Origin of the sequence: Alteromonas sp. ALT199, assembly GCF_018619335.1 — a bacterium.
In the GTDB taxonomy this organism is placed as follows: domain Bacteria; phylum Pseudomonadota; class Gammaproteobacteria; order Enterobacterales; family Alteromonadaceae; genus Alteromonas.
Map to the genome: position 1 here is coordinate 1 of NZ_JAHHDX010000032.1, position 20,784 is coordinate 20,784.

Annotated in this window: 15 protein-coding genes and 8 tRNA genes; 6 read left to right on the forward strand and 17 right to left on the reverse strand. The window is 42.7% G+C overall.

The genetic code is table 11. The features are described from left to right. Positions 1–118 precede the first annotated feature (118 nt). The 13 genes from hupB to KL866_RS03495 all read right to left on the reverse strand — a co-directional run bounded on the left by hupB (position 119) and on the right by KL866_RS03495 (position 8,134). Complete coding sequence (hupB, locus tag KL866_RS03435) at positions 119–391, reverse strand: nucleoid-associated protein HU-beta (protein WP_012518978.1); 273 nt, start codon at positions 389–391, stop codon at positions 119–121. 321 nt (positions 392–712) lie between these two features. Beyond that, on the reverse strand, positions 713–3,064 hold the full coding sequence (lon, locus tag KL866_RS03440; protein WP_025255886.1) for an endopeptidase La: 2,352 nt from the start codon (positions 3,062–3,064) through the stop codon (positions 713–715). Positions 3,065–3,405: 341 nt separating this feature from the next. Then, positions 3,406–4,680: an ATP-dependent protease ATP-binding subunit ClpX gene (gene clpX / locus KL866_RS03445; RefSeq protein WP_025255887.1), complete on the reverse strand. Its 1,275-nt coding sequence runs from the start codon at positions 4,678–4,680 to the stop codon at positions 3,406–3,408. Between the two features lie 73 nt (positions 4,681–4,753). After that, positions 4,754–5,383 (reverse strand): ATP-dependent Clp endopeptidase proteolytic subunit ClpP, encoded by a 630-nt coding sequence (gene clpP / locus KL866_RS03450; RefSeq protein ID WP_025255888.1) that lies wholly within the window; start codon positions 5,381–5,383, stop codon positions 4,754–4,756. Between the two features lie 98 nt (positions 5,384–5,481). Further along, on the reverse strand, positions 5,482–6,786 hold the full coding sequence (gene tig / locus KL866_RS03455; RefSeq protein WP_025255889.1) for a trigger factor: 1,305 nt from the start codon (positions 6,784–6,786) through the stop codon (positions 5,482–5,484). A gap of 343 nt (positions 6,787–7,129) precedes the next feature. Next, a tRNA-Pro gene (locus tag KL866_RS03460) sits at positions 7,130–7,206 on the reverse strand. A 41-nt stretch (positions 7,207–7,247) separates the two neighbouring features. Next, positions 7,248–7,332: transfer RNA gene (locus KL866_RS03465), tRNA-Leu, on the reverse strand. 7 nt (positions 7,333–7,339) lie between these two features. Beyond that, a tRNA-His gene (locus KL866_RS03470) sits at positions 7,340–7,415 on the reverse strand. 170 nt (positions 7,416–7,585) lie between these two features. Further along, positions 7,586–7,662: transfer RNA gene (locus KL866_RS03475), tRNA-Pro, on the reverse strand. Between the two features lie 42 nt (positions 7,663–7,704). Further along, positions 7,705–7,789: transfer RNA gene (locus tag KL866_RS03480), tRNA-Leu, on the reverse strand. A gap of 7 nt (positions 7,790–7,796) precedes the next feature. Further along, positions 7,797–7,872: transfer RNA gene (locus KL866_RS03485), tRNA-His, on the reverse strand. 84 nt (positions 7,873–7,956) lie between these two features. Further along, positions 7,957–8,033: transfer RNA gene (locus tag KL866_RS03490), tRNA-Arg, on the reverse strand. A 24-nt stretch (positions 8,034–8,057) separates the two neighbouring features. Next, positions 8,058–8,134: transfer RNA gene (locus KL866_RS03495), tRNA-Pro, on the reverse strand. A 423-nt stretch (positions 8,135–8,557) separates the two neighbouring features. Here KL866_RS03495 and folD point away from each other — a divergent pair. The 6 genes from folD to KL866_RS03525 all read left to right on the forward strand — a co-directional run bounded on the left by folD (position 8,558) and on the right by KL866_RS03525 (position 14,888). Continuing rightward, positions 8,558–9,412, forward strand: a complete 855-nt coding sequence (gene folD / locus KL866_RS03500; RefSeq protein ID WP_025255890.1) for a bifunctional methylenetetrahydrofolate dehydrogenase/methenyltetrahydrofolate cyclohydrolase FolD — start codon at positions 8,558–8,560, stop codon at positions 9,410–9,412. Positions 9,413–9,516: 104 nt separating this feature from the next. Beyond that, a complete protein-coding gene (locus KL866_RS03505; protein WP_025255891.1) occupies positions 9,517–10,089 on the forward strand; it encodes a DUF1415 domain-containing protein in 573 nt (190 codons plus the stop codon). 243 nt (positions 10,090–10,332) lie between these two features. Next, entirely contained in the window at positions 10,333–11,052 is a 720-nt protein-coding gene (tsaA, locus tag KL866_RS03510; protein WP_025255892.1) for a tRNA (N6-threonylcarbamoyladenosine(37)-N6)-methyltransferase TrmO, read from the forward strand. 183 nt (positions 11,053–11,235) lie between these two features. Next, on the forward strand, positions 11,236–12,954 hold the full coding sequence (locus KL866_RS03515) for a proline--tRNA ligase (RefSeq protein WP_025255893.1): 1,719 nt from the start codon (positions 11,236–11,238) through the stop codon (positions 12,952–12,954). 37 nt (positions 12,955–12,991) lie between these two features. Then, positions 12,992–13,834 (forward strand): MBL fold metallo-hydrolase, encoded by an 843-nt coding sequence (locus KL866_RS03520; protein WP_025255894.1) that lies wholly within the window; start codon positions 12,992–12,994, stop codon positions 13,832–13,834. 37 nt (positions 13,835–13,871) lie between these two features. Further along, positions 13,872–14,888: a phospholipase A gene (locus KL866_RS03525; protein WP_025255895.1), complete on the forward strand. Its 1,017-nt coding sequence runs from the start codon at positions 13,872–13,874 to the stop codon at positions 14,886–14,888. Between the two features lie 85 nt (positions 14,889–14,973). On the opposite strand, the gene KL866_RS03530 is transcribed toward KL866_RS03525, so the two are convergent. The 4 genes from KL866_RS03530 to KL866_RS03545 all read right to left on the reverse strand — a co-directional run bounded on the left by KL866_RS03530 (position 14,974) and on the right by KL866_RS03545 (position 20,641). Further along, positions 14,974–15,876, reverse strand: coding sequence for a histone deacetylase (locus KL866_RS03530; RefSeq protein WP_025255896.1), 903 nt, complete (start codon positions 15,874–15,876; stop codon positions 14,974–14,976). A 118-nt stretch (positions 15,877–15,994) separates the two neighbouring features. Next, positions 15,995–17,617 carry a methyl-accepting chemotaxis protein gene (locus tag KL866_RS03535; protein WP_214993385.1) on the reverse strand — a complete coding sequence of 541 codons (1,623 nt, stop codon included), beginning with the start codon at positions 17,615–17,617 and terminating at the stop codon, positions 15,995–15,997. 119 nt (positions 17,618–17,736) lie between these two features. Next, a complete protein-coding gene (locus KL866_RS03540) occupies positions 17,737–19,557 on the reverse strand; it encodes a tetratricopeptide repeat protein (RefSeq protein WP_025255898.1) in 1,821 nt (606 codons plus the stop codon). Positions 19,558–19,633: 76 nt separating this feature from the next. After that, positions 19,634–20,641, reverse strand: coding sequence for a hypothetical protein (locus tag KL866_RS03545; protein WP_025255899.1), 1,008 nt, complete (start codon positions 20,639–20,641; stop codon positions 19,634–19,636). Positions 20,642–20,784: the final 143 nt, after the last annotated feature.

The following is a 20,784-nucleotide window of genomic DNA, read 5'->3' on the forward strand; positions in this document are numbered from 1 at the left end:
TTCCTATTCTTAAAATATTGGGGTCAGAGTCGTTACTCTGACCCCAATATTGAATTCTTTCTTTTAGAAATAAAAAAGGCGATGGACTAGCCATCGCCTTTTTCTATAATTTTTTTGCTTAGTTACAAGCGTCTTTCAGTGCTTTACCAGCTTTGAAAGATGGAACTTTCGCTGCTGAAATCTGAATAGTCTCACCAGTTTGTGGGTTACGGCCACTGCGAGCTGAACGTTCGCGAACTGAGAAAGTACCAAAGCCTACTAGTGCAACTTGGTCGCCGTCTTTAAGCGCCGCAGTTACTGAGTCAGTGAATGCGTCAAGAGCGCGGCCAGCAGCTGCTTTAGAAATGTCTGCACCAGCAGCGATTTGGTCGATAAGTTGAGACTTGTTCACAATTAGATCCCCTTCGATTGTTATTATACTGTTTGTCCAAAACGATTTTGCTTGAACGTTATAGCAAGCTTGATCGTTAACATCAAGCTTCAGTCACAATTAATTAACTTTTTAAATGAATCGCTGCAATCCCTTTTGTGGCAAGGCTTCAAGCGAATACCACTTAAAGGTAACACAACTTTTGCGACATGAAAGCCCTATTTTTAAAAAAATGAGGTTTTCTTTCGTCTAATGCTTACTTTTTAGTCAATTATTGCAAATTTATAGCAAAAACAAGGCTGCACGCCTTTAAAATTAAAGGTTTACAGCCAAGCATCTTAGTTATTTTTTAACCACTTCGAAGCTTTCAACTGGTTCCTGAAGCGCAATATCAAGAACATCATCAATCCATTTAACTGGATGAATTGATAGATCTTTCTTCACGTTATCAGGAATTTCTTCCAGATCACGTTCGTTATCCTTAGGAATAACTACCGTTTTTATTCCGCCTCGGTGTGCCGCAAGTAACTTTTCTTTAAGGCCTCCGATAGCGAGCACTTCACCGCGCAGGGTAATTTCGCCCGTCATAGCAACATCGCATTTCACCGGGTTCCCCGTTAACGAAGATACCAAAGCGGTACACATTGCGATACCCGCACTCGGACCATCTTTCGGTGTAGCTCCTTCCGGTACGTGAACATGAATATCACGTTTTTCATAGAAGTCTTCATTAATTCGAAGCTTCTCGGCACGACTTCGCACTACAGTCATGGCAGCCTTGATAGACTCCTGCATGACATCACCTAACGAACCAGTAGACGTCATCTTGCCCTTACCCGGCACCGACGTAGTTTCAATGGTCAACAGGTCGCCACCCACTTGTGTCCAAGCAAGGCCTGTAACTTGTCCAATTTGATTGTCTTTGTCAGCTTTACCGTAATCAAAGCGTTGAACGCCAAGATAATCTTTAAGATTATCCTGCGTAACAACCACTTTATCTTTGCTCTTCTTAAGCAAAATATCCTTAACGGCTTTACGGCAAACTTTAGACACTTCACGCTCTAAACTACGAACGCCCGCTTCGCGCGTGTAATAACGAATCATACCAATTACAGCAGAATCGGTGATTTCTAACTCTTTCGATTTAAGACCATTACGCTCCATTTGCTTACCAATTAAATGGTTCTTCGCAATGTTAAGCTTTTCATCTTCGGTGTAGCCTGATAGACGAATAACTTCCATACGATCTAGCAATGGGCCTGGAATGTTCATGCTGTTAGAGGTTGCAACGAACATTACGTCAGACAAATCGTAATCGACTTCTAAATAGTGATCACTGAAGCTATTGTTTTGCTCAGGGTCTAATACTTCAAGTAATGCTGAAGCAGGGTCGCCTCTCATGTCTGACGACATCTTGTCAATTTCGTCTAGCAAGAACAATGGGTTTTTAACCCCTACTTTCGCCATTTTTTGCACCAGCTTACCTGGCAAAGAACCAATGTAAGTACGACGGTGCCCACGGATTTCAGCTTCGTCTCGCACGCCGCCTAGGGCCATACGAACATATTTACGTCCTGTTGCTTTAGCGACAGATTGGCCAAGCGAGGTTTTACCCACACCAGGAGGACCTACAAGACAGAGAATTGGGCCTTTGAGCTTCTTAACGCGCTGTTGAACCGCCAAATACTCAAGAATACGTTCTTTTACTTTTTCAAGACCGTAATGGTCTTCATTAAGCACGCCTTCAGCCCGTGAAAGATCTTTTTTCACTGGCGAGCGTTTGTTCCACGGAACATTAGTGAGCCACTCAATATAACTTCGAAGCACGGTGGCTTCCGCTGACATAGGCGACATCATCTTAAGCTTTTGAAGTTCAGCTTTCGCTTTATCTTCCGCTTCTTTAGGCATTTTTGCGTCGGCAATTTTTTTAGCCAGCGCTTCAAATTCATCAGGTGCGTCATCTAGCTCACCTAATTCTTTTTGAATGGCTTTCATTTGCTCATTCAAATAGTATTCGCGCTGGCTCTTTTCCATTTGCTTTTTAACACGGGTGCGAATTTTCTTTTCGACCTGTAGCAAATCAATTTCGCCTTCCATCAGCGCCATTAGATATTCCAGACGCTCATTTACGCCCTGCATCTCTAGTACTTTTTGCTTTTCAGTAAGCTTAAGCGGCATGTGCGCAGCCATGGTGTCGGCAAGACGGGCTGCATCTTCAATTCCGTTGAGTGAAGTGAGCACTTCTGGTGGAATTTTTTTGTTAAGTTTCACGTAGCCTTCAAACTGCGAAACCGCAGAACGAATCAAGACTTCTTGTTCGCTCTCATCAATGCCTTCATCTTCTAGCTTGTCAACGTTAGCAACGAAGAAAGGATCTGACTGCTTATAGCTTTCAATTTCACCACGTACACTACCTTCTACGAGTACCTTAACGGTACCGTCAGGCAGCTTTAAAAGTTGTAGGATAGTAGCAATAGTACCTACAGTGTAAATGTCGCCTGCTTCAGGTTCATCAACGCCCGCATCTTTTTGTGCTACTAGAAAAATTTGTTTGTCATTATCCATTGCCGCTTCAAGGCAACGGATTGATTTCTCACGCCCAACAAATAGGGGTATGACCATATGCGGGTAAACAACCACGTCCCGCAAGGCAAGCACAGGAATTTCAATGCGATTTTCACGCTCAACTGTCATACTTGTTCTCAATTAGTTTGAAATGTCATTTTTATATGGGGATGTAAGAGCAAAGTTCAATCGAAACTTATTAAAGTGTGTTAATTCCTTAACCTTACCTTCCCTGCTCCAGGGCCTGTAGACCTCAATATAACCATTATCGATTTTGCATCGTAAGGCAATATAAAACTAAGAAATCTAGTAGAAAGGATAGCGTGAACTGTGTCAACCGCTCAAATATTGTTCATGTTGAGGAAAATTTTTGTTCTTGCGAGAATTGAAACATCGTAAACGGCACAAGAAAACACTTGGAACCAAAACAAAAAAAGGCCCCTAAGGACCTTTTTCTAAAAGCCTGACTCCTACTCAGAGGCAGCCTTCTTTTCATTGCTGTCGTAAATCAAAATAGGCTTCGATTCACCGCGAATAACGGTTTCATCAATCACTACCTTGCTTACATCCTCCATTGAAGGAAGGTCATACATAGTATCTAGCAGTACAGCTTCTACGATTGAGCGAAGGCCACGTGCACCTGTTTTACGATCCATTGCTTTCTTAGCAATAGCATTAAGCGCATCGTCACGGAATTCAAGCTCTACGTCTTCCATCGAGAATAATGCACCATATTGCTTAGTAATCGCATTCTTCGGTTCACGTAGAATTTGAATTAACGCTTCTTCGTTCAATTCTTCAAGACTGGTAACAACCGGTAAACGACCGATGAATTCTGGGATCAATCCGTACTTCACCAAATCTTCAGGTTCGACCTGCTTAAACAATTCGCTAATTTGCTTACTGTTGTCTTTCGATTTAACCGTAGCACCAAATCCAATACCTGTGTCTTTCTGTGCGCGTTGCTCGATAACTTTATCGAGACCGGCAAATGCACCACCACAAATAAACAGTATTTTAGAGGTGTCAACCTGTAAGAATTCCTGTTGCGGATGCTTACGTCCACCTTGCGGAGGGACTGAAGCCACTGTACCTTCGATGAGCTTGAGCAATGCCTGTTGTACACCTTCACCCGAAACGTCACGGGTAATAGATGGATTATCAGACTTACGAGAAATTTTATCGATTTCATCTATGTAAACGATACCGCGCTGCGCTTTTTCAACGTCGTAGTCACACTTCTGAAGCAATTTCTGAATAATATTCTCTACGTCTTCACCCACGTAACCAGCTTCGGTTAACGTTGTAGCATCAGCCATGGTAAACGGCACATCTAACAAACGGGCTAGCGTTTCCGCTAGTAACGTTTTACCACTACCAGTTGGGCCTATAAGCAAAATATTACTCTTGCCTAACTCAACGCCGTCGTGAACATCGCCATTGCGCAAACGCTTGTAGTGGTTATAAACCGCTACTGACAACACCTTTTTCGCATGTTCTTGACCAATAACGTAATCGTCAAGATGAGCGTGAATTTCAGTTGGTTTAGGTAAAGCGTCCTGCTTTTGCTTAGGCGCAATTTCCTTAATTTCTTCGCGAATGATATCGTTACATAACTCAACACACTCGTCGCAAATGAATACCGACGGGCCTGCTATTAACTTTCTTACTTCGTGTTGGCTTTTGCCACAAAACGAACAGTACAGTAGCTTGTTATCACCGTCACCGCTTTGCTTATCACTCATTACTTTTGCCTCTGCCTTACCCGAGCCGAAACCAAATCGTGCACTGCACTGGCTCGGGTCATCTATAACTATACTACTTAGTTGCGGCTACGTCAGATCGATTTGCTAAAACTTGGTCAACAAGGCCATATTCTTTTGCCTCAGTTGCACTCAAGAAGTTATCACGGTCTGTGTCACGCGCGACTTTTTCATAGTCTTGACCGGTATGGTCTGCCATTAGGCGGTTCAACTTCTCTTTAATAGACAGGATTTCCTTCGCATGTATTTCAAAATCAGACGCCTGACCTTGGAACCCACCAAGAGGTTGGTGAATCATTACACGCGAATTAGGTAGACAATAACGCTTACCTTTTGCTCCTGCAGATAGAAGAAATGCCCCCATACTAGCGGCCTGGCCCATACACACAGTACTCACGTCAGGCTTTATGAATCTCATCGTGTCATAAATAGCCATGCCAGCAGTTACAGAACCACCTGGTGAGTTAATGTATAGGAAAATATCTTTCTCTGGATTTTCAGCTTCTAAGAACAACATTTGAGCAACGATGAGGTTGGCCATGTGATCTTCAACTTGTCCTACCAAGAAAATTACGTTTTCTTTCAACAGACGAGAGTAAATGTCGTATGAGCGTTCACCTTTAGCGGTCTGCTCTACAACCATAGGAACAAGTGCATTCATTGGGTCAAACGGGGTATTAGTCATAGCTACCTTGATTATCTAGCGTTAAAAACAAAAATGCTCGGAAGGCTCCGAGCATTTAAGCAGTTGCTGACAAGTAATGTCAATCAGACAGTAAAAAATTACGCCTGTTTGTTCATAACCTCGTCAAAAGCTTTAGTTACATCAGTAACTTTTGCTTGCTCAAGAACCCACTCAATCGCTTGCTCTTCTAGTGCAACGTTTTGCATCTGCTGCATAAGCTCTTGGTTGTTGTTGTAGTAGTCAACAACTTCTTGTGGGTCTTCATACGCTGAAGCAGCAGTTTCGATCATCTCGTTAACTTTAGCTTCGTCTGCTTTTAGTTCGTTTTCTTTGATTACTTCACCTAGAAGTAGACCAATAGATACGCGACGCTTAGCGTTGTCAGTGAACAATTCAGCAGGTAGGTCTGGAAGGTTCTGACCGCCGCCTTGCTGGCTGAAACGTTGCTTCGCTTGCTCGCGTAGCGCGTTTACTTCTTGATCGATAAGCGCTTGAGGAATATCAATCTCGTTAGCTTCAACAAGTTTAGAAATTACGTCTTCTTTAACTTGTGCTTTAAGCGTTTGGTTTAGCTCACGCTGCATGTTCTTGCGAACTTCAGCTTTAAGTGCATCAATACCGCCTTCTTCAACACCGAACAACTTAGCAAACTCTTCGTCAACTTTAGGAAGGTCTAAACCTTCTACTTTCTTAACAGTTGCTTGGAAAACAGCGTCTTTACCTTTAAGGTTTTCAGCGTGGTAGTCTTCCGGGAAGGTAACTTCGATAGTCACTTCTTCACCCGCCTTCGCGCCTACTAACGGCTTTTCGAAACCAGGGATCATGCGATCTTTACCAAGCTCAAGTGCGAAATCTTCTGCTTTTCCGCCTTCAAACTCTTCACCGTCAATAGAGCCAACGAAGTCAATGATAACTTTATCGTCTTTCTTCGCTTTACGCTTAACTTCTTTCCAAGATGCGTGCTGCTTCTGAAGTGTTTCCATCATGTTATCAAGATCTTTGTCAGTGATTTCAACCACTGGCTTTTCGATTTCGATATCGCTAACACCTTTCACTTCTACTTCTGGGTAAACTTCGAAAGATGCTACGAACTCTAAGTCCTGACCGTCTTCATCTTTAGTCAGTTCAAAGTTAGGCATACCAGCAGGCTGGATTTTTTCTTGAATCACTGCTTGGTAGAAGTTTTGCTGCATAACATCGCCAGCAACTTCTTGGCGAACTGCCTGGCCGAAACGCTTTTTGATTACGCTTACAGGAACTTTGCCTGGACGGAAGCCGTTGATGCGTTGTGTTTTTGCCAACTGCTGTAGGCGTGACTTAACTGCTGAATCAACCGTATCAGATGGAACGGTGATAGTAAGACGGCGTTCTAAACCCTGGGTCGTCTCGACTGAAACTTGCATTATGTTACCTCAACTATACGCCTCTATAGGCGTTTTGTTCTCAATCCCCTCTCCCGTCATGCATTAATTGCATATCACGCCGGGGTAGAAGGTCGTTATTCGACGTTTGTAAACTCATGGTCAAGACACCTAAATAGCACCTATAAAAACTAACCAGAGACAAACATACTAGTTAAAAAAAGACGCCGTAGTATACAGCCGCATACCACAAGAGTCGAGAGGCAAACACAAGTTTGTAACAACCATTTGAACGCATTTTGAACAAATAGCGAAACTATAAGTAGAATTTGAAATAAATACAGAGTTATTGCAGGTTTACAAAAGAAAAGTAAGGAAGAAATAATGGTCGGTGAGACAGGATTTGAACCTGCGACCCCTTGTACCCAAAACAAGTGCGCTACCAAGCTGCGCCACTCACCGACTGAAATGCTCTAATAAGCTTTTAAAAAAGCTTGAAAGTATGGTGCGGAAGGAGAGACTTGAACTCTCACGCCGTGAAGCACTGGAACCTAAATCCAGCGTGTCTACCAATTCCACCACTTCCGCAAAAAAGTGGGGTGGACGATGGGACTTGAACCCACGACAACCGGAATCACAATCCGGGGCTCTACCAACTGAGCTACGCCCACCATAGTAATCCTGACTTTATTCATGTGTGAATGGTAAAACACATGGACGCCTACCGAACTATCAGGATTATATTATCTGTTCGGTAGTAATTTAAATAACGATTCTTACCCGCAAGCTCATGGATTGTATTCGACAAGCAAAGCTATGAATTGAACCGATAAAGCAAGAATGGTCGGTGAGACAGGATTTGAACCTGCGACCCCTTGTACCCAAAACAAGTGCGCTACCAAGCTGCGCCACTCACCGACTGAAATGCTCTAGTAAGCTTTTAAAAAAAGCTTGAAAATATGGTGCGGAAGGAGAGACTTGAACTCTCACGCCGTGAAGCACTGGAACCTAAATCCAGCGTGTCTACCAATTCCACCACTTCCGCAAAAAAGTGGGGTGGACGATGGGACTTGAACCCACGACAACCGGAATCACAATCCGGGGCTCTACCAACTGAGCTACGCCCACCATTGAAGCTTTTGCTACCTATATGCTTTACAGTAGCAATATAGACGAAATTCAGCCTTACTGTCAGGACCTACCTGACTCGCATGGCGCGCCCGGCAGGATTCGAACCTGCGACCCACGGCTTAGAAGGCCGTTGCTCTATCCAGCTGAGCTACGGGCGCTTGGCGAATCTACGCTGCAAAAAATGGTCGGTGAGACAGGATTTGAACCTGCGACCCCTTGTACCCAAAACAAGTGCGCTACCAAGCTGCGCCACTCACCGACTGTCGTACCGACCCTGAAGCGTTAGCCTCTGTGCCGTTACGGGGTGCGAATATTACTGACATCCCCCCACCTCGTCAAACACTTTTTCAAATAAAATAATCAACCGCTCATAAAGCATGCATTATCACGTTTTTTTGAGCAATTAGGCTGATGTAGTGTGGCTTTTATACACATTTTGATAACGCCCCTGGCGTCGAGCAGACAAAGCTTACCGCCTATGTGAAATGCAATACATACAATTTCGAGACGAGGATAGGTTGTTTTACATAGGTCTATGTTTTACAGACTTAGTGACTATCACACATTCCAGTTCACCAATCTTCACGCCCCCCTCTAATAATTGCTAGAGTATTGGCCTACTTTTATGAAACAATATAGGCCACTTGTTGACCATCCAACCATATAAGAATCGTACAAGACTATGACCGCCCATCTTATTGACGGCAAACTAATTGCCAAACAAGTTCGCCAACATGTTACGTCCTATGTTGAATCACTGACACAAGCAGGTAAAAGACAGCCAGGTCTCGCTGTTGTCTTAGTGGGTAGTGACGCAGCGTCTCAAGTTTATGTCTCCAACAAGCGTAAAGCCTGTGACGAAGTAGGTTTTGTATCTCGCTCTTTTGATCTGCCTTCAGATACTACAGAAGAAACCTTACTGAAACTGGTGGACGAGCTAAACGAAGACAAAGAAATAGACGGTATACTAGTACAGCTCCCTTTACCTGCGGGCTTAAACGCTGAGAAGGTGTTAGAACGAATTCACCCTCATAAAGATGTGGACGGGTTCCACCCATACAATATTGGCCGTCTCGCACAACGCATCCCTGCTTTACGCCCCTGTACTCCCAAGGGCATTATGACCATGATTGAGTCGACTAAACGCCCGGTTAAAGGCTTAGACGCGGTCATTGTAGGTGCTTCAAATATTGTAGGCCGCCCTATGAGCCTTGAACTATTATTAGCGGGCTGTACAGTCACTACCTGTCACAAGTTTACTCAAGATCTTAAAAGCCACGTTCAACGTGCAGACTTACTGGTTGTCGCTGTAGGCAAGCCTAACTTTATTCCTGGCGACTGGGTAAAGCCTGGCGCAATTGTTATTGATGTGGGCATTAATCGCATAAATGACGGTTCGTTAGTGGGTGATATAGATTTCGAAAGTGCGAAAGAGCGAGCTGGATGGATAACACCAGTACCAGGAGGTGTTGGACCAATGACTGTAGCTAGCCTGATAGAAAACACACTTGAAGCATACGTAAAATATCACTCTTAATGCGTATTAGCTCAACTTGATTTTTAAGGCAGAAAGTAAATTTCTGCCTTTTTGCTTTATAATCGCCTGAATTAAAACACTAACCAAAATTGAATAACACCTTTATGGCAGACTCTTCCTTGTTGTGCGAGAAGCATGTAGTTGATGCAACCTTCAAATGGGTTGACGACATCGTAATAAAGCACAACTTTTGCCCCTTTGCGCGCTATGTAAGAACGCCTAGTCGAATTAGATGTGTGGTTATAACTGGTGATGCAGGCGACGTTATCAAATCGCTTTACGATGAATTGCGGCATTTAGAAGAAAACGACAACACCGCCACAACGCTAATTGCACTCACGCACTCAAGCATTGCTGATTTCAACGAGTATCTCGATGTATTGGCTATTAGCGATAATATGCTACACGACTGGGGATACGGCGGAACTTATCAACTTGCCAGTTTCCACCCGGATTATGTGTTTGACGGTAGCGATGTAGACGACGCTGCAAACTATACCAATCGTTCACCCTACCCGCTTTTGCATTTAATTCGTGAAGCAGACATCACACATTATATGAAGAAAGAAGAAGATGCCGAAAAAATATTCAGCCATAACATTGAAAAAGCACAAACACTTGGCTGCCCTTATTTTGAAGGCGTGTTAAATGCGCTTAAAAAAGACAAGCCCGCTTGAAAAAGCACGTAACGTTTCTTTTTTTGGGTTAAGTTTAAAAAAACGCGCCTTAAAAAGAATAAGTACGTGATACAAGCAGGCCCAAAGTATTGGATTACTCCAGGGAACCTAAATAAACATTTACCTATTAACGATAAGAATGTTTAGTTTGGCTCAAGCGTTCACTTGAAACGTCACTTTACTTACAGATTGTGTGAGTAATATGACAACTTTACAAATTTTTGAATAAGTTAAGGCTTACGCGTGACTACCCACTCTTCATTTACTGTAACGACAATCGCAACTATTGCTACGCCTTTCAAGCAAAAGTTTGCCATTCCTCGGCAGCCAAATTTAGCAAAAGCACAAGGGCTAATTACGTTTGAAGAAGGTTTTAGCGATGTCCATATGCTTAAGGGGATAGAAAATTACAGCCATCTATGGTTGCTTTTTATCTTTCATCAAAACCTTGAACGCGGCTGGAAGAATACGGTAAAAGCACCTCGCCTTGGAGGCAACGCCTCAATGGGAGTTTTGGCAAGCCGAAGTACACATCGACCAAACGGCATTGGTATGTCAGTTGTTACAAACAAAGGTACCGTGACTAGAGATGGAAAAACTCAACTGTTAGTTGAAGGCGTCGATTTGGTGGATGGTACTCCGCTTATCGATATTAAACCTTATATAGCTTACGCTGACAGCATCCCTGCCGCCTGCGACAGGCTAGATGAATTGAACCCCATTCCATATCGTAAAGTGTCATTTTTAGCCCGTCTCAAGCCAGCTTTAGCCGAAATTGAAAAAAAGCATAACGATTTTTCAGCACTAGTTACTTCTGTACTAAGCCAGGACCCCCGTCCTGCCTACAAACAGCAGCTCGACAATGAAGATAAAACCTACCGCGTTACCCTTTACAATATAGACGTTGGTTTTGAGGTGAAAGACGGCGCTATTTGGGTAACTGAACTCGTTCATTTAGGATAATTGGACGAATAGTGTTAACCGTCTGTGGCGAAATTGCTCACAGTTAATTAGAATACGCCCAAACGTGTGGTGCCTTATTTCTACGTTAAGCATTTTGCAATGTTGTATTATGTGAATTGCGGTTAGAGAAAGTCCATCACACCCATAGTCATAAATACATATATAACAGGATACCTGCTTTAGATGCGCACTAGTCAATATTTGCTTGCCACGCAGAAAGAAACACCTGCAGACGCAGAGGTTATTAGCCACCAGCTTATGTTAAGAGCTGGCATGATCAGAAAGCTAGCTTCAGGTCTATACACGTGGCTACCTTCTGGCCTCCGTGTCCTAAACAAAGTAGCCAATATTGTTCGTGAAGAAATGAACAAAGCAGGCGCTATTGAGGTGCTAATGCCAGTCGTTCAACCTGCTGACTTGTGGGAAGAATCTGGTCGCTGGGAAGAATACGGCCCTGAACTATTGCGCATAAAAGACCGCCACCAGCGTGATTTCGTTTTAGGCCCAACTCATGAAGAAGTTATTACTGCCTTAGTGCGTAACGAAATTAGCAGTTACAAGCAGCTTCCTTTAAACCTGTACCAAGTTCAAACTAAATTTCGTGACGAAGTTCGCCCTCGTTTTGGCATTATGCGCGGTCGCGAATTTACCATGAAAGATGCGTACAGCTTTCACTTAGAAGACAGTTGTCTGGAAGAAACCTACCAGAAAATGTATAGCGCTTACTGCAACATTTTCTCGCGTATGGGCCTTGATTTCAGAGCAGTAATAGCCGATTCAGGCTCAATTGGTGGCAATCATTCTCATGAGTTTCACGTACTGGCTGACTCTGGTGAAGATGCCATTGCATTCTCATCAGGCAGCGACTATGCGGCTAACGTAGAAATGGCTGCTGCTGTGGCCCCGAAAAAAGCCCTAGCAACAGGTGCTGAGAAAGAAACTAAAGACGCAAAAGGCAAGGATTTCGAAAAAATACTTAAGAGTATCGATGCCGATATAACCAATGCTGTGAAAGTTGTTGTGGTAAAAGCCGCAAACGCAACTAATGAGAAAGGCGAAGAAGTACAAGAAGACAAGTGGGTTGCACTAGTACTGCGTGCCGATCACGAGCTTAACGATGTCAAAGCAGAAAAGATACAAGCTGTGGCAACACCGCTGGTTGAAGCGTCATTCGACAAGGCCAAAGAGGTGCTTGGTGTAGTACCTTATTTTGCAGATGCAACTAACCTTCCGGTCCCAGCTTACGTCGATGCAAGTGCAGCAGCGCTAGCTGACTTTACTACAGGCGCTGGTGCTGGCGGTAAAATGAATATCAACGTGAACTGGTCTGAAGATATCGCTGGTGTTGATATTCGAAACGTTGTAGCGGGTGATACATCACCTGACGGTAAAGGTACCCTAGATATCAAACGCGGTATTGAAGTCGGTCATATCTTCCAGCTTGGCAGAAAATATTCTGAAGCAATGAATTGTGGGGTGTTGAGCGAAACAGGTAAGCATCAAACGCTTACTATGGGATGCTACGGAATTGGTGTATCGCGAATTGTTGCTGCGGCAATTGAGCAAAATCACGATAAATTTGGCATAAAGTGGCCAGATCCAATTGCACCGTTTAAAATTGCTTTAATACCAATGAATATGCACAAATCTCATCGTATTAAAGAAGCTGCAGAAGCGCTTTACGAAGAACTTATTGAGCTTGGTGTAGAAGTGTTGTTTGATGATAGAAAAGAGCGCCCGGGTGTTATGTTCAATGATATGGAATTAATTGGCATACCTCACAGCATTGTTATTGGCGAAAGAAACCTAGATAATCAACAGGTTGAATATAAGAATAGACGTACTGGCGAGAAGCAGTTATTGGATCTTAGCGCAGCAAGAGATTTTGTAGCCGCACTCTAATACCTGAACGTGCCTGCAAGATAAGAAAAGAGGACGTATGCGGTTAACATTTTATGGCGTAAGAGGGTCGATCCCCACACCGGGAGCGGCTTACGTCCGATACGGTGGCAACACTGCATGCGTTCACATCGAGCTTGAGGATGGTACTGATATCATCCTCGACTCAGGAACAGGTATTCGCTTACTCGGTGATCACCTAGTTAAGAAAACCACCCCAATCCATCTTCTTTTAAGCCATAATCATTGGGATCACATCCAAGGCTTTCCTTTTTTTGCCCCCATTTATCAAGAGTCGCGAGAGATCAATATTTACCCGGGACAAACCTCTCTCAATGAACCAGATCAAATTTTGAAGCAAATGGAAGGCTCTTTATTTCCTGTCCCCAAAAGTGCGTTAAAGTCGAATATCAATCTTATTAAACTTCCAGCAACGCAAGAGACTTTCACTGTGGGAAGTGCAACCATTACGCGCTTAGTAATGAATCACCCCGGCAGTGGGAGTGCCTATTGCATTGAAGAAAATGGCGCTAAGGTCGCATATATTACTGACAACGAACTTTATCCGCCTTATAAGAAAGAAACTGATTTTATCGACTTTGCCAAATTTGCACATGGTGCAGACCTACTTATTCATGATGCCCAGTACATGTTATCCGATATGCCAGCAAAAAATGGTTGGGGTCATTCTATCGCAGAAGAAGCGGTCAAACTCGCAATGGCGAGCCATGCTAAGCAATTAGCTTTGTATAGCCATGATCCAGAACGCACTGATAACGATATAGATGATGTCGTAAAACATTGTATTGACTATGTCACAGTAGCAGAATCTACTTTACAAGTATTTGCATCATCAGAGGGCCAAACGCTGGGCTTCAATTAAGCAATACTATTACCCACCACGTTACGGAGAAATAAAGGTGTCTAGGTTAAAGCCTTTTGTATTTTTGGCAGCGCTTGCTGCTTGCTCATCTGTGTATGCACAACAAGCACAAGAAGAGATAAACGAACAGACGTCATCAATCGAAAACAGTGAACAAGAGAACGCCATTGAACGTGAGGACAATCAGACGTCCGTCGATGAAAGTGGTATTGAAGTTATCGATATCATAAAACGTGATACCACTACCGAAAGTGCACTAGATAACCGTTTAGAAGGTGATAAAGAAGCACTTGATAACGTTTTTGCTATAACTCAGCACAGGCAAAACTATTTACTTCCTATTACTTATGTTTCTAACCCTAATACCTTTGGTAATGAAGAGTTAACGGAAGAAAATGTAGACAACAAAGAGGCCAAGTTTCAAGTAAGCGCGAAACTTCCTTTGTATTTAGAAGATACGGGATTTGACGGATTGTATTTTGGCTTTACTTTAACGTCATTCTGGCAATTGTATAATAGCGAAGCATCCAAACCCTTCCGTGAGACGAATTACGAACCCGAAGTATTTTGGCAAGAGACCGCCGATTATTCAGTACTTGGGTACAAGTTCAATACCTTCCAGGTAGGTTTTAACCATATGTCTAACGGACAAAGCGGGCTACGCTCTCGCAGTTGGAACCGACTTTTCGCGTCAATTGTATTTAGTGACAACGACGATATTTACTATTTAAAAACCTGGTACCGTATTCCTGAAGACGAAAAAGTAGATCCACTTGACCCTACAGGTGACGACAACCCTGACATACAAGATTATTACGGCAGGATGGAATTTGGCTATGGCAGAAAAATAGGCGCTTTCAAGGTACTCGCACTGTTGAGAAACAACCTCGACTTTGATGAAAATCGAGGCAGTATACAACTAGACTTTACCTACCCTATTTCTGACCGCTATGAAGTGCTTGTGCAGTACTTTAACGGGTACGGTGATTCGCTGATCGACTACAACCGCTCACAAGAACGCATTGGTATTGGTTTTCAGCTACTATTTTTATAGATTGCACTAACTTACTTCTAGATACAGTCCATTTTCTAGGAAACAAAAACGGGGATTGCGTGATTGTAACCCCCGTTTTTATTTATTAGTTAATCACGCCAGCTGCACGATAAAGTTGAATATGTACATCCACCAATGCGGCAATATCTCTTTGGTAGCCCCCACCAATAACTGCAGCGATTGGAACACCTAAACGTTCGGCTAGAGCAAAGACTTGTCTGTCCCTTTCATATACGCCTTGAGTCGATATATTTAAGTGCCCTAAATCGTCGTTCACATGCACATCAACCCCTGCATCATAGATAATAGCATCAGGCTGAAACTGTCTTACCACTAGCGTTAGAGCTTGTTCAAGCGTATTCAAATATTCGTCGTCCTCGGTGCCCTTAGCAAGCCCAATATCAATATCCGAATGTTGTTTTCTATATGGAAAGTTCTTTTCGCCGTGAATAGACAAGGTAAAGATATCCCGATCGTTTTCGGCCAGTTTCGCCGTGCCATCACCTTGGTGCACGTCTAAATCGACAATGAGTACGTTTTCAATTGCCGCAGTGTTCTGCATAGTTTTAGCCGCTAAATACAAATCGTTGAATAGGCAAAAACCTGAACCATATTCCGCAAATGCGTGGTGATAACCTCCTGTTAAATTCAGGGCTTTGCCATGCTCTAATGCAAGCTTTGCCGTTAAACATGTGCCGGCAACCGCGGTTCGCGTTCGTTCAATGAGTTGCTGCGACCAAGGAAAGCCAATGCGGCGCATGGCTTTTTTATCTAGCGCTCCCGTTGTAAGTTCGTCAACGTAACGCGGGTCGAAATATGATGTGAGTTCTGAGATGCAGACAGGCGTTGGCTTGATAAAGCGCGTGTTGGCGACACCCCGCTTCACAAGCTCATCGCGAATTCCTACATACTTTTCTATAGGAAAGCGGTGGCGTTCGGGAAGGTCTAGCTCGCTGTATATAGGGTGAAAAACGAGTGGCGTTGTCATTATTATCAGTACTACTTATTCAAGATATTCACAATGGAATAAAAAAGAGCATAGTTATTCACCCTATACTCCACGATAATTTTATTCCACATCTATCTGTAATACTGACAAAGCGCCGTTAGCAGGTCAAACTGTTAACTACCTTTTGAACGTTTTCTGACATACTTTTCATCGAGCGCGACATATCATCACGCTGCGCAAGTTGATGGTACTTTTCAGACGATGTAACTACGTTGCTGATGATCGCTTCCACCTGCTGAAGTACAGCCTCTTGTTCATCTGCCGCTTCATTAAGCGCAACAACAACGCTGGCGGTTTCTTGAATATCCCTTACCACGTTGTTAAGAGTTTCAAGTGCCGTTGCGGCTTCTGCCGCGTTAGTATCTGATAGCTGCTTACCAGACGACATAGCCGCAACTGCGCCTTTCGCTTCAGCTTCAAAGCTGCTTAATATATCGTTAATTTCTTTTGTTGATTGTTGCGTTTTCGCCGCAAGTGCACGCACTTCATCGGCGACCACAGCAAAGCCTCGCCCGTGCTCTCCTGCCCTTGCCGCTTCAATCGCTGCATTTAAGGCTAACAAATTAGTTTGATCGGCAATTTCATTAATGACATTAACCACTTTAAGAATATTGGTACTGCGGCTTTGTAGCTCAGATACGATATTACTAGACTCTGTCACCGTCTTAGCTAGCTGCTTAAAGCCTGCATTAGCGCTTTCAAATGTGGCATAACAACTTGCCACGTTCTTTTCAGAGTTATTTGTAGCGACAGCGACTTGGTCAGTGATGGCTACTAGATTCTGTACAATTTCTTTCAGCTTATCTGTGCTGCTATCAAGTGAACGTGAGGCATCGCGCTGTCCATTGGCGCCTTCCATAATAGACTGACCTACATTGCCAAGGGTGCCATACGCTTTTTCCATCTCTAGTTCTGCCTGTTGAAGCTGTGCAACCGAATCTTTTAGCTTGAACTGCAACGCCCGAGCGGAGTCTGCAAGCATGCCCAACTCATGGTCGCTAGAATAAGTGAGGTTATAGTCATAACCGCTATTAGCCAGGTTTGATATACACGCTGCTACTTCCTTCGTTGGCTTGATAACTTGAGACCGCAAGCGAGCAATAACATACACAACTGAAAGCACAGAAAGCGCTATAGCTGCCAATAGGATTACCCAAAGCATGGTGCGGGTATTGGCTTTAAGCTCTACTATCGCATTGGCAGAATCTGCTGCAATTTCTGATGCAATGCTTGCTAAAAGCTTAGCGGGTTCTCTATCAATACCGCGCACAAAGCTATCGCCAACTTTTGGGTCAAAGCCTGAATTAATAAACGCGTTGTAACCTTCTCGATATTTTTCAGCCATTAGTGCATGCGCTTCTTGAAACTTTATGATGTCTGACTTAACACTCTCACTAACCACTTCACTCGATAGCATCAGGTCAAATTGACGAGCGATGTCAGATTCACGTTGTTTAAATCGCTCCCAATATTTTTCTCTGTCTTCTTTTTTGTGGCCGCGAAGCAAAACATTTTTCCACTCTTGTACCTGGGTTTTGAAAGTACTAAGCGTGGTATTAACATCTCGCTCAGTTTGCACAAGCGTGTTCTCTAACTCATCGAATGAATTAAGTAACGAGAAAGACTTTAGAATTGAGGCACCATTTAATAGTATGAGTATGAGAAAGCTGGCGAGAACAGGCGTCATCACCAAACGGCTGATGCTTGTGTAATTGAACACGACTTAACCTTTAGTATAACTTTGAAGAAGGACGCCGCCATTAGATGATAGTTTTATGACAAGATGGTTACAGGTCAAGTATAACTTAACATACGGTCGTACATGTATTCATACAACAACTAATTAGCAAGTTCCTTCTCACTCACCCCAAGGTGAGTCTTAGCTTGATTGATACCCGCAAAGTCCTTTCCTTCATTCAATGCCAACTCAAAAAGAGTTGCGGCACCCGATACACCCGCGTCTCTATATACAAGGCCCATTCTATAAAATGTAGTAGCAGTATGCTTACTTCCAGTTTTTTTCAAAAGAAGGCTATAATACTTAAGAGCGTTCGCTATTTCCCCTTTGCTGTAATGTGACCATCCAAGGGTATCTAGCAATATAGGATATTTATTAAAATTACCTCTTTCCTTTATCGCTAATTCGATAGCTTTGTCGTGCTTGTTCAAAAACTCTGAGTAAATCGCTGCGAGCTGATTTAAAACTAAAACGTCTGAACTCAGGCTATAAGCTTCATTTAGCACATCTATCGCTTGTTCAATTTTATTCAGCTTCAAGTAAATATTAGATAGTTGGAGTTTCCAGTCCTCTCGCACGTTATCTTTCGCAACCAATTGCTCATACTGGCTTTTCGCACTTTGAAAATCATTTTCTCGATAAGCAATCTCAGCAAGCTCTATTCTTGCTGAGATTGCTCTATCATCACCCGCATTAATAATCTTTCTATAAATCAGTTTGGCAGAATCATCTCGACCTTTTTTTATCAAACTTCTTGCATAAACCAATTGTTGTAAACTCGAAAGTTTATCTGGGGAGCTTTCTATTTGCTTTATAACTTGATCATAGTAACCAAGCCTATAAAGCATGCTTATTTCAACTAAATCTAAAGACAAAAGACTAGGCAAATTTTCTTTAGAATAGGGCAAGTCGGGAAAGTAGGTCGCAGCCGCTGAAATAAAAGGAGACTCGGCATTTTGTGAAAGTGTCAGCCTCAAAAGGTTAAAAATAGGGTCTTGCTTTACGCTTTGATTTTTAGCCAACGAAAGCTGTTTTGTTCTGTCTTTATCTGGACTATTCAAGATAAGTCCAACATATGCGTCTGCGGAGGATGAATCGATTGCTATAGCTTTCGTGAAGTACCTAATGGACGCTTGCTTATCTTGCTCAATTTGTCCTATTACACCTAAGTTTAAATTGGCTAAAAGGTCGTTTTCATTTACTTCAAGTAATGAGCCATACGTTCTTTTAGCATGACCAATTTTATTAAGAGCAATATAGACAGATGATAACAACTGTAAAACCTTTGCATCATGAGAAACATCTTTTTTCAGGGCTTCAAGCACGCTTTGCGCTTTTTCGTACTCACCTTCAATAACTAAAGCCCTTGAAAGCGATACAGCTATATCCCTATTTGAGGTATCAATAAGAAGTGCTTCTGATAGAACACGCTCTGCTTGTAGCATGTGCCCCTGCCCCATGTATATTAAACCTAGATTGTGCAAGGAGTTCGCCGTAAATTTACTTTCATCGATACGCTGAATAGTTTGAAGCGCATAAAAATATCGCCGTTGGCTGAAATACACATTGAATACCGTTTCGGTTAGCCAATATTTTATATTTGCTTCGTCTGTAGGTAATTTTTTTAAATACTCTTGTAGCTTTAAAAAGTCATTGGTTCCAATATAAGCTAATGAAATTAACAGATTTGACAAATAATCATCAGGCGTTGTTTGGGTCAAGCGCCTTGCTGCTGTTAAGGCCTCTTCAAACCTTTCTTTTTCTATCAGGGCGAGCGTCATACGATAGCGAGGCAGTTTACTTAAACGCTCAAATTCCTTCTTCTGTTCATCATAAACAAGATCCGACACCTGAATTGGTGCTGCGATTACTCCTCTTGCAAATAAAAAAAACACTAAACAAAAAACAAAACTTAGTTTCATACTCCCTCCCTAGAGTGAACTGACTTAAGAAGACAAAAGCCAGTTCAACCAATATTTACAAAAAAAAATTTAAACACTACTTTTCTTTGCGCCCTCTTCTTAAAAACATGCACATAGATACGCCAAAGAGAGCAATTACCGGAGGAGTTGAAACTGTTGTACTGTTTGGAGGAGGTGCATTGAAGCCGGCTTCACCACTGACATAAAATCCAGCAAAAAAGATATTGTCGTCCTGAGAAGCGTTTACTGTATCAACAACAATACTTGTGTCCCCATCATCAATAAAAGTAGTAAGGTCATAGTATTCTGAGTCATCTGAATAGCTAGGATTACTACTAAAAATCGAATCCTCAAACCCACCCACGGTTATAAGGTTGCCGTTTGACAATGATGGATCCGATGAGTCGTCGTTATTTCCAGCATTATCTGTTAATAGTTGCCCGTTGACGTTTACCGTTGAGCGCTGACTGCAACAGCTAAATGATATACCAAGAGACATTTCTGCGAAAAAGCCTGCACTGGTTGGTGCTAACGGACTAGCGAAATTTATAGATGTACTATCACCAGTTACGCTTGCAAACCCATCTAACAACCCAACCGAAGCATTTGGGAGCGCAGCGTTTTCATAAACGATAACTAGTGCTTCGCCATCTATTTGATTTGTAAATAAACCACTTTCAGTGACTGAAAAATCATATATTCCCCCAGGCCCTGATTCTATTGAGCTTTTGACTATACTTGTTACATCTGAGCGATAAGACCTCAAATTGCAGCACGCCGTCGCATTAGGTACTGCAGGGCCAAACGTTACTGAAGTCCCATCTAACTGAACTGTAGGTATTGTTGAGGAGGTGTTTGTCGCTGAGTACAAATAAGCTGCGAGAACTGTTGAACCAGCAGGTACAGATGCTGAGATTATTCCAGACTCAGTGGTAGACCCAAATCCGTCAGTAGACAAGCCTACATTTCCCACAAAGCTTTGAAAAGGCGATAATGCTGCCTGAGCGTAGTTTGCGAAAAAAATGATAAAAAAGGCGATAATTGCGCTACTGCTTCGATAAATACTTCCTGAATTATTTTTCATATACTTTCTCCATGAAATAGTAAATTACGAGCAGTGGGTTGATACTGTCTTGACCCGAAGTCAAAACAAACCAACTGTCAATCAAGCGAAAGCATAATACATACCTAACCTTTTTTTATGAAATAGAACATACACCTACAAAA

Bases quoted from the DNA above. Each gene is read 5' to 3' on its own strand.
- lon (WP_025255886.1), bottom strand. From the start codon at position 3,064: ATGACAGTTGAGCGTGAAAATCGCATTGAAATTCCTGTGCTTGCCTTG.
- clpX (WP_025255887.1), bottom strand. From the start codon at position 4,680: ATGAGTGATAAGCAAAGCGGTGACGGTGATAACAAGCTACTGTACTGT.
- clpP (WP_025255888.1), bottom strand. From the start codon at position 5,383: ATGACTAATACCCCGTTTGACCCAATGAATGCACTTGTTCCTATGGTT.
- tig (WP_025255889.1), bottom strand. From the start codon at position 6,786: ATGCAAGTTTCAGTCGAGACGACCCAGGGTTTAGAACGCCGTCTTACT.
- folD (WP_025255890.1), top strand. From the start codon at position 8,558: ATGACCGCCCATCTTATTGACGGCAAACTAATTGCCAAACAAGTTCGC.
- KL866_RS03505 (WP_025255891.1), top strand. From the start codon at position 9,517: ATGGCAGACTCTTCCTTGTTGTGCGAGAAGCATGTAGTTGATGCAACC.
- KL866_RS03515 (WP_025255893.1), top strand. From the start codon at position 11,236: ATGCGCACTAGTCAATATTTGCTTGCCACGCAGAAAGAAACACCTGCA.
- KL866_RS03520 (WP_025255894.1), top strand. From the start codon at position 12,992: ATGCGGTTAACATTTTATGGCGTAAGAGGGTCGATCCCCACACCGGGA.
- KL866_RS03530 (WP_025255896.1), bottom strand. From the start codon at position 15,876: ATGACAACGCCACTCGTTTTTCACCCTATATACAGCGAGCTAGACCTT.
- KL866_RS03540 (WP_025255898.1), bottom strand. From the start codon at position 19,557: ATGAAACTAAGTTTTGTTTTTTGTTTAGTGTTTTTTTTATTTGCAAGA.
- KL866_RS03545 (WP_025255899.1), bottom strand. From the start codon at position 20,641: ATGAAAAATAATTCAGGAAGTATTTATCGAAGCAGTAGCGCAATTATC.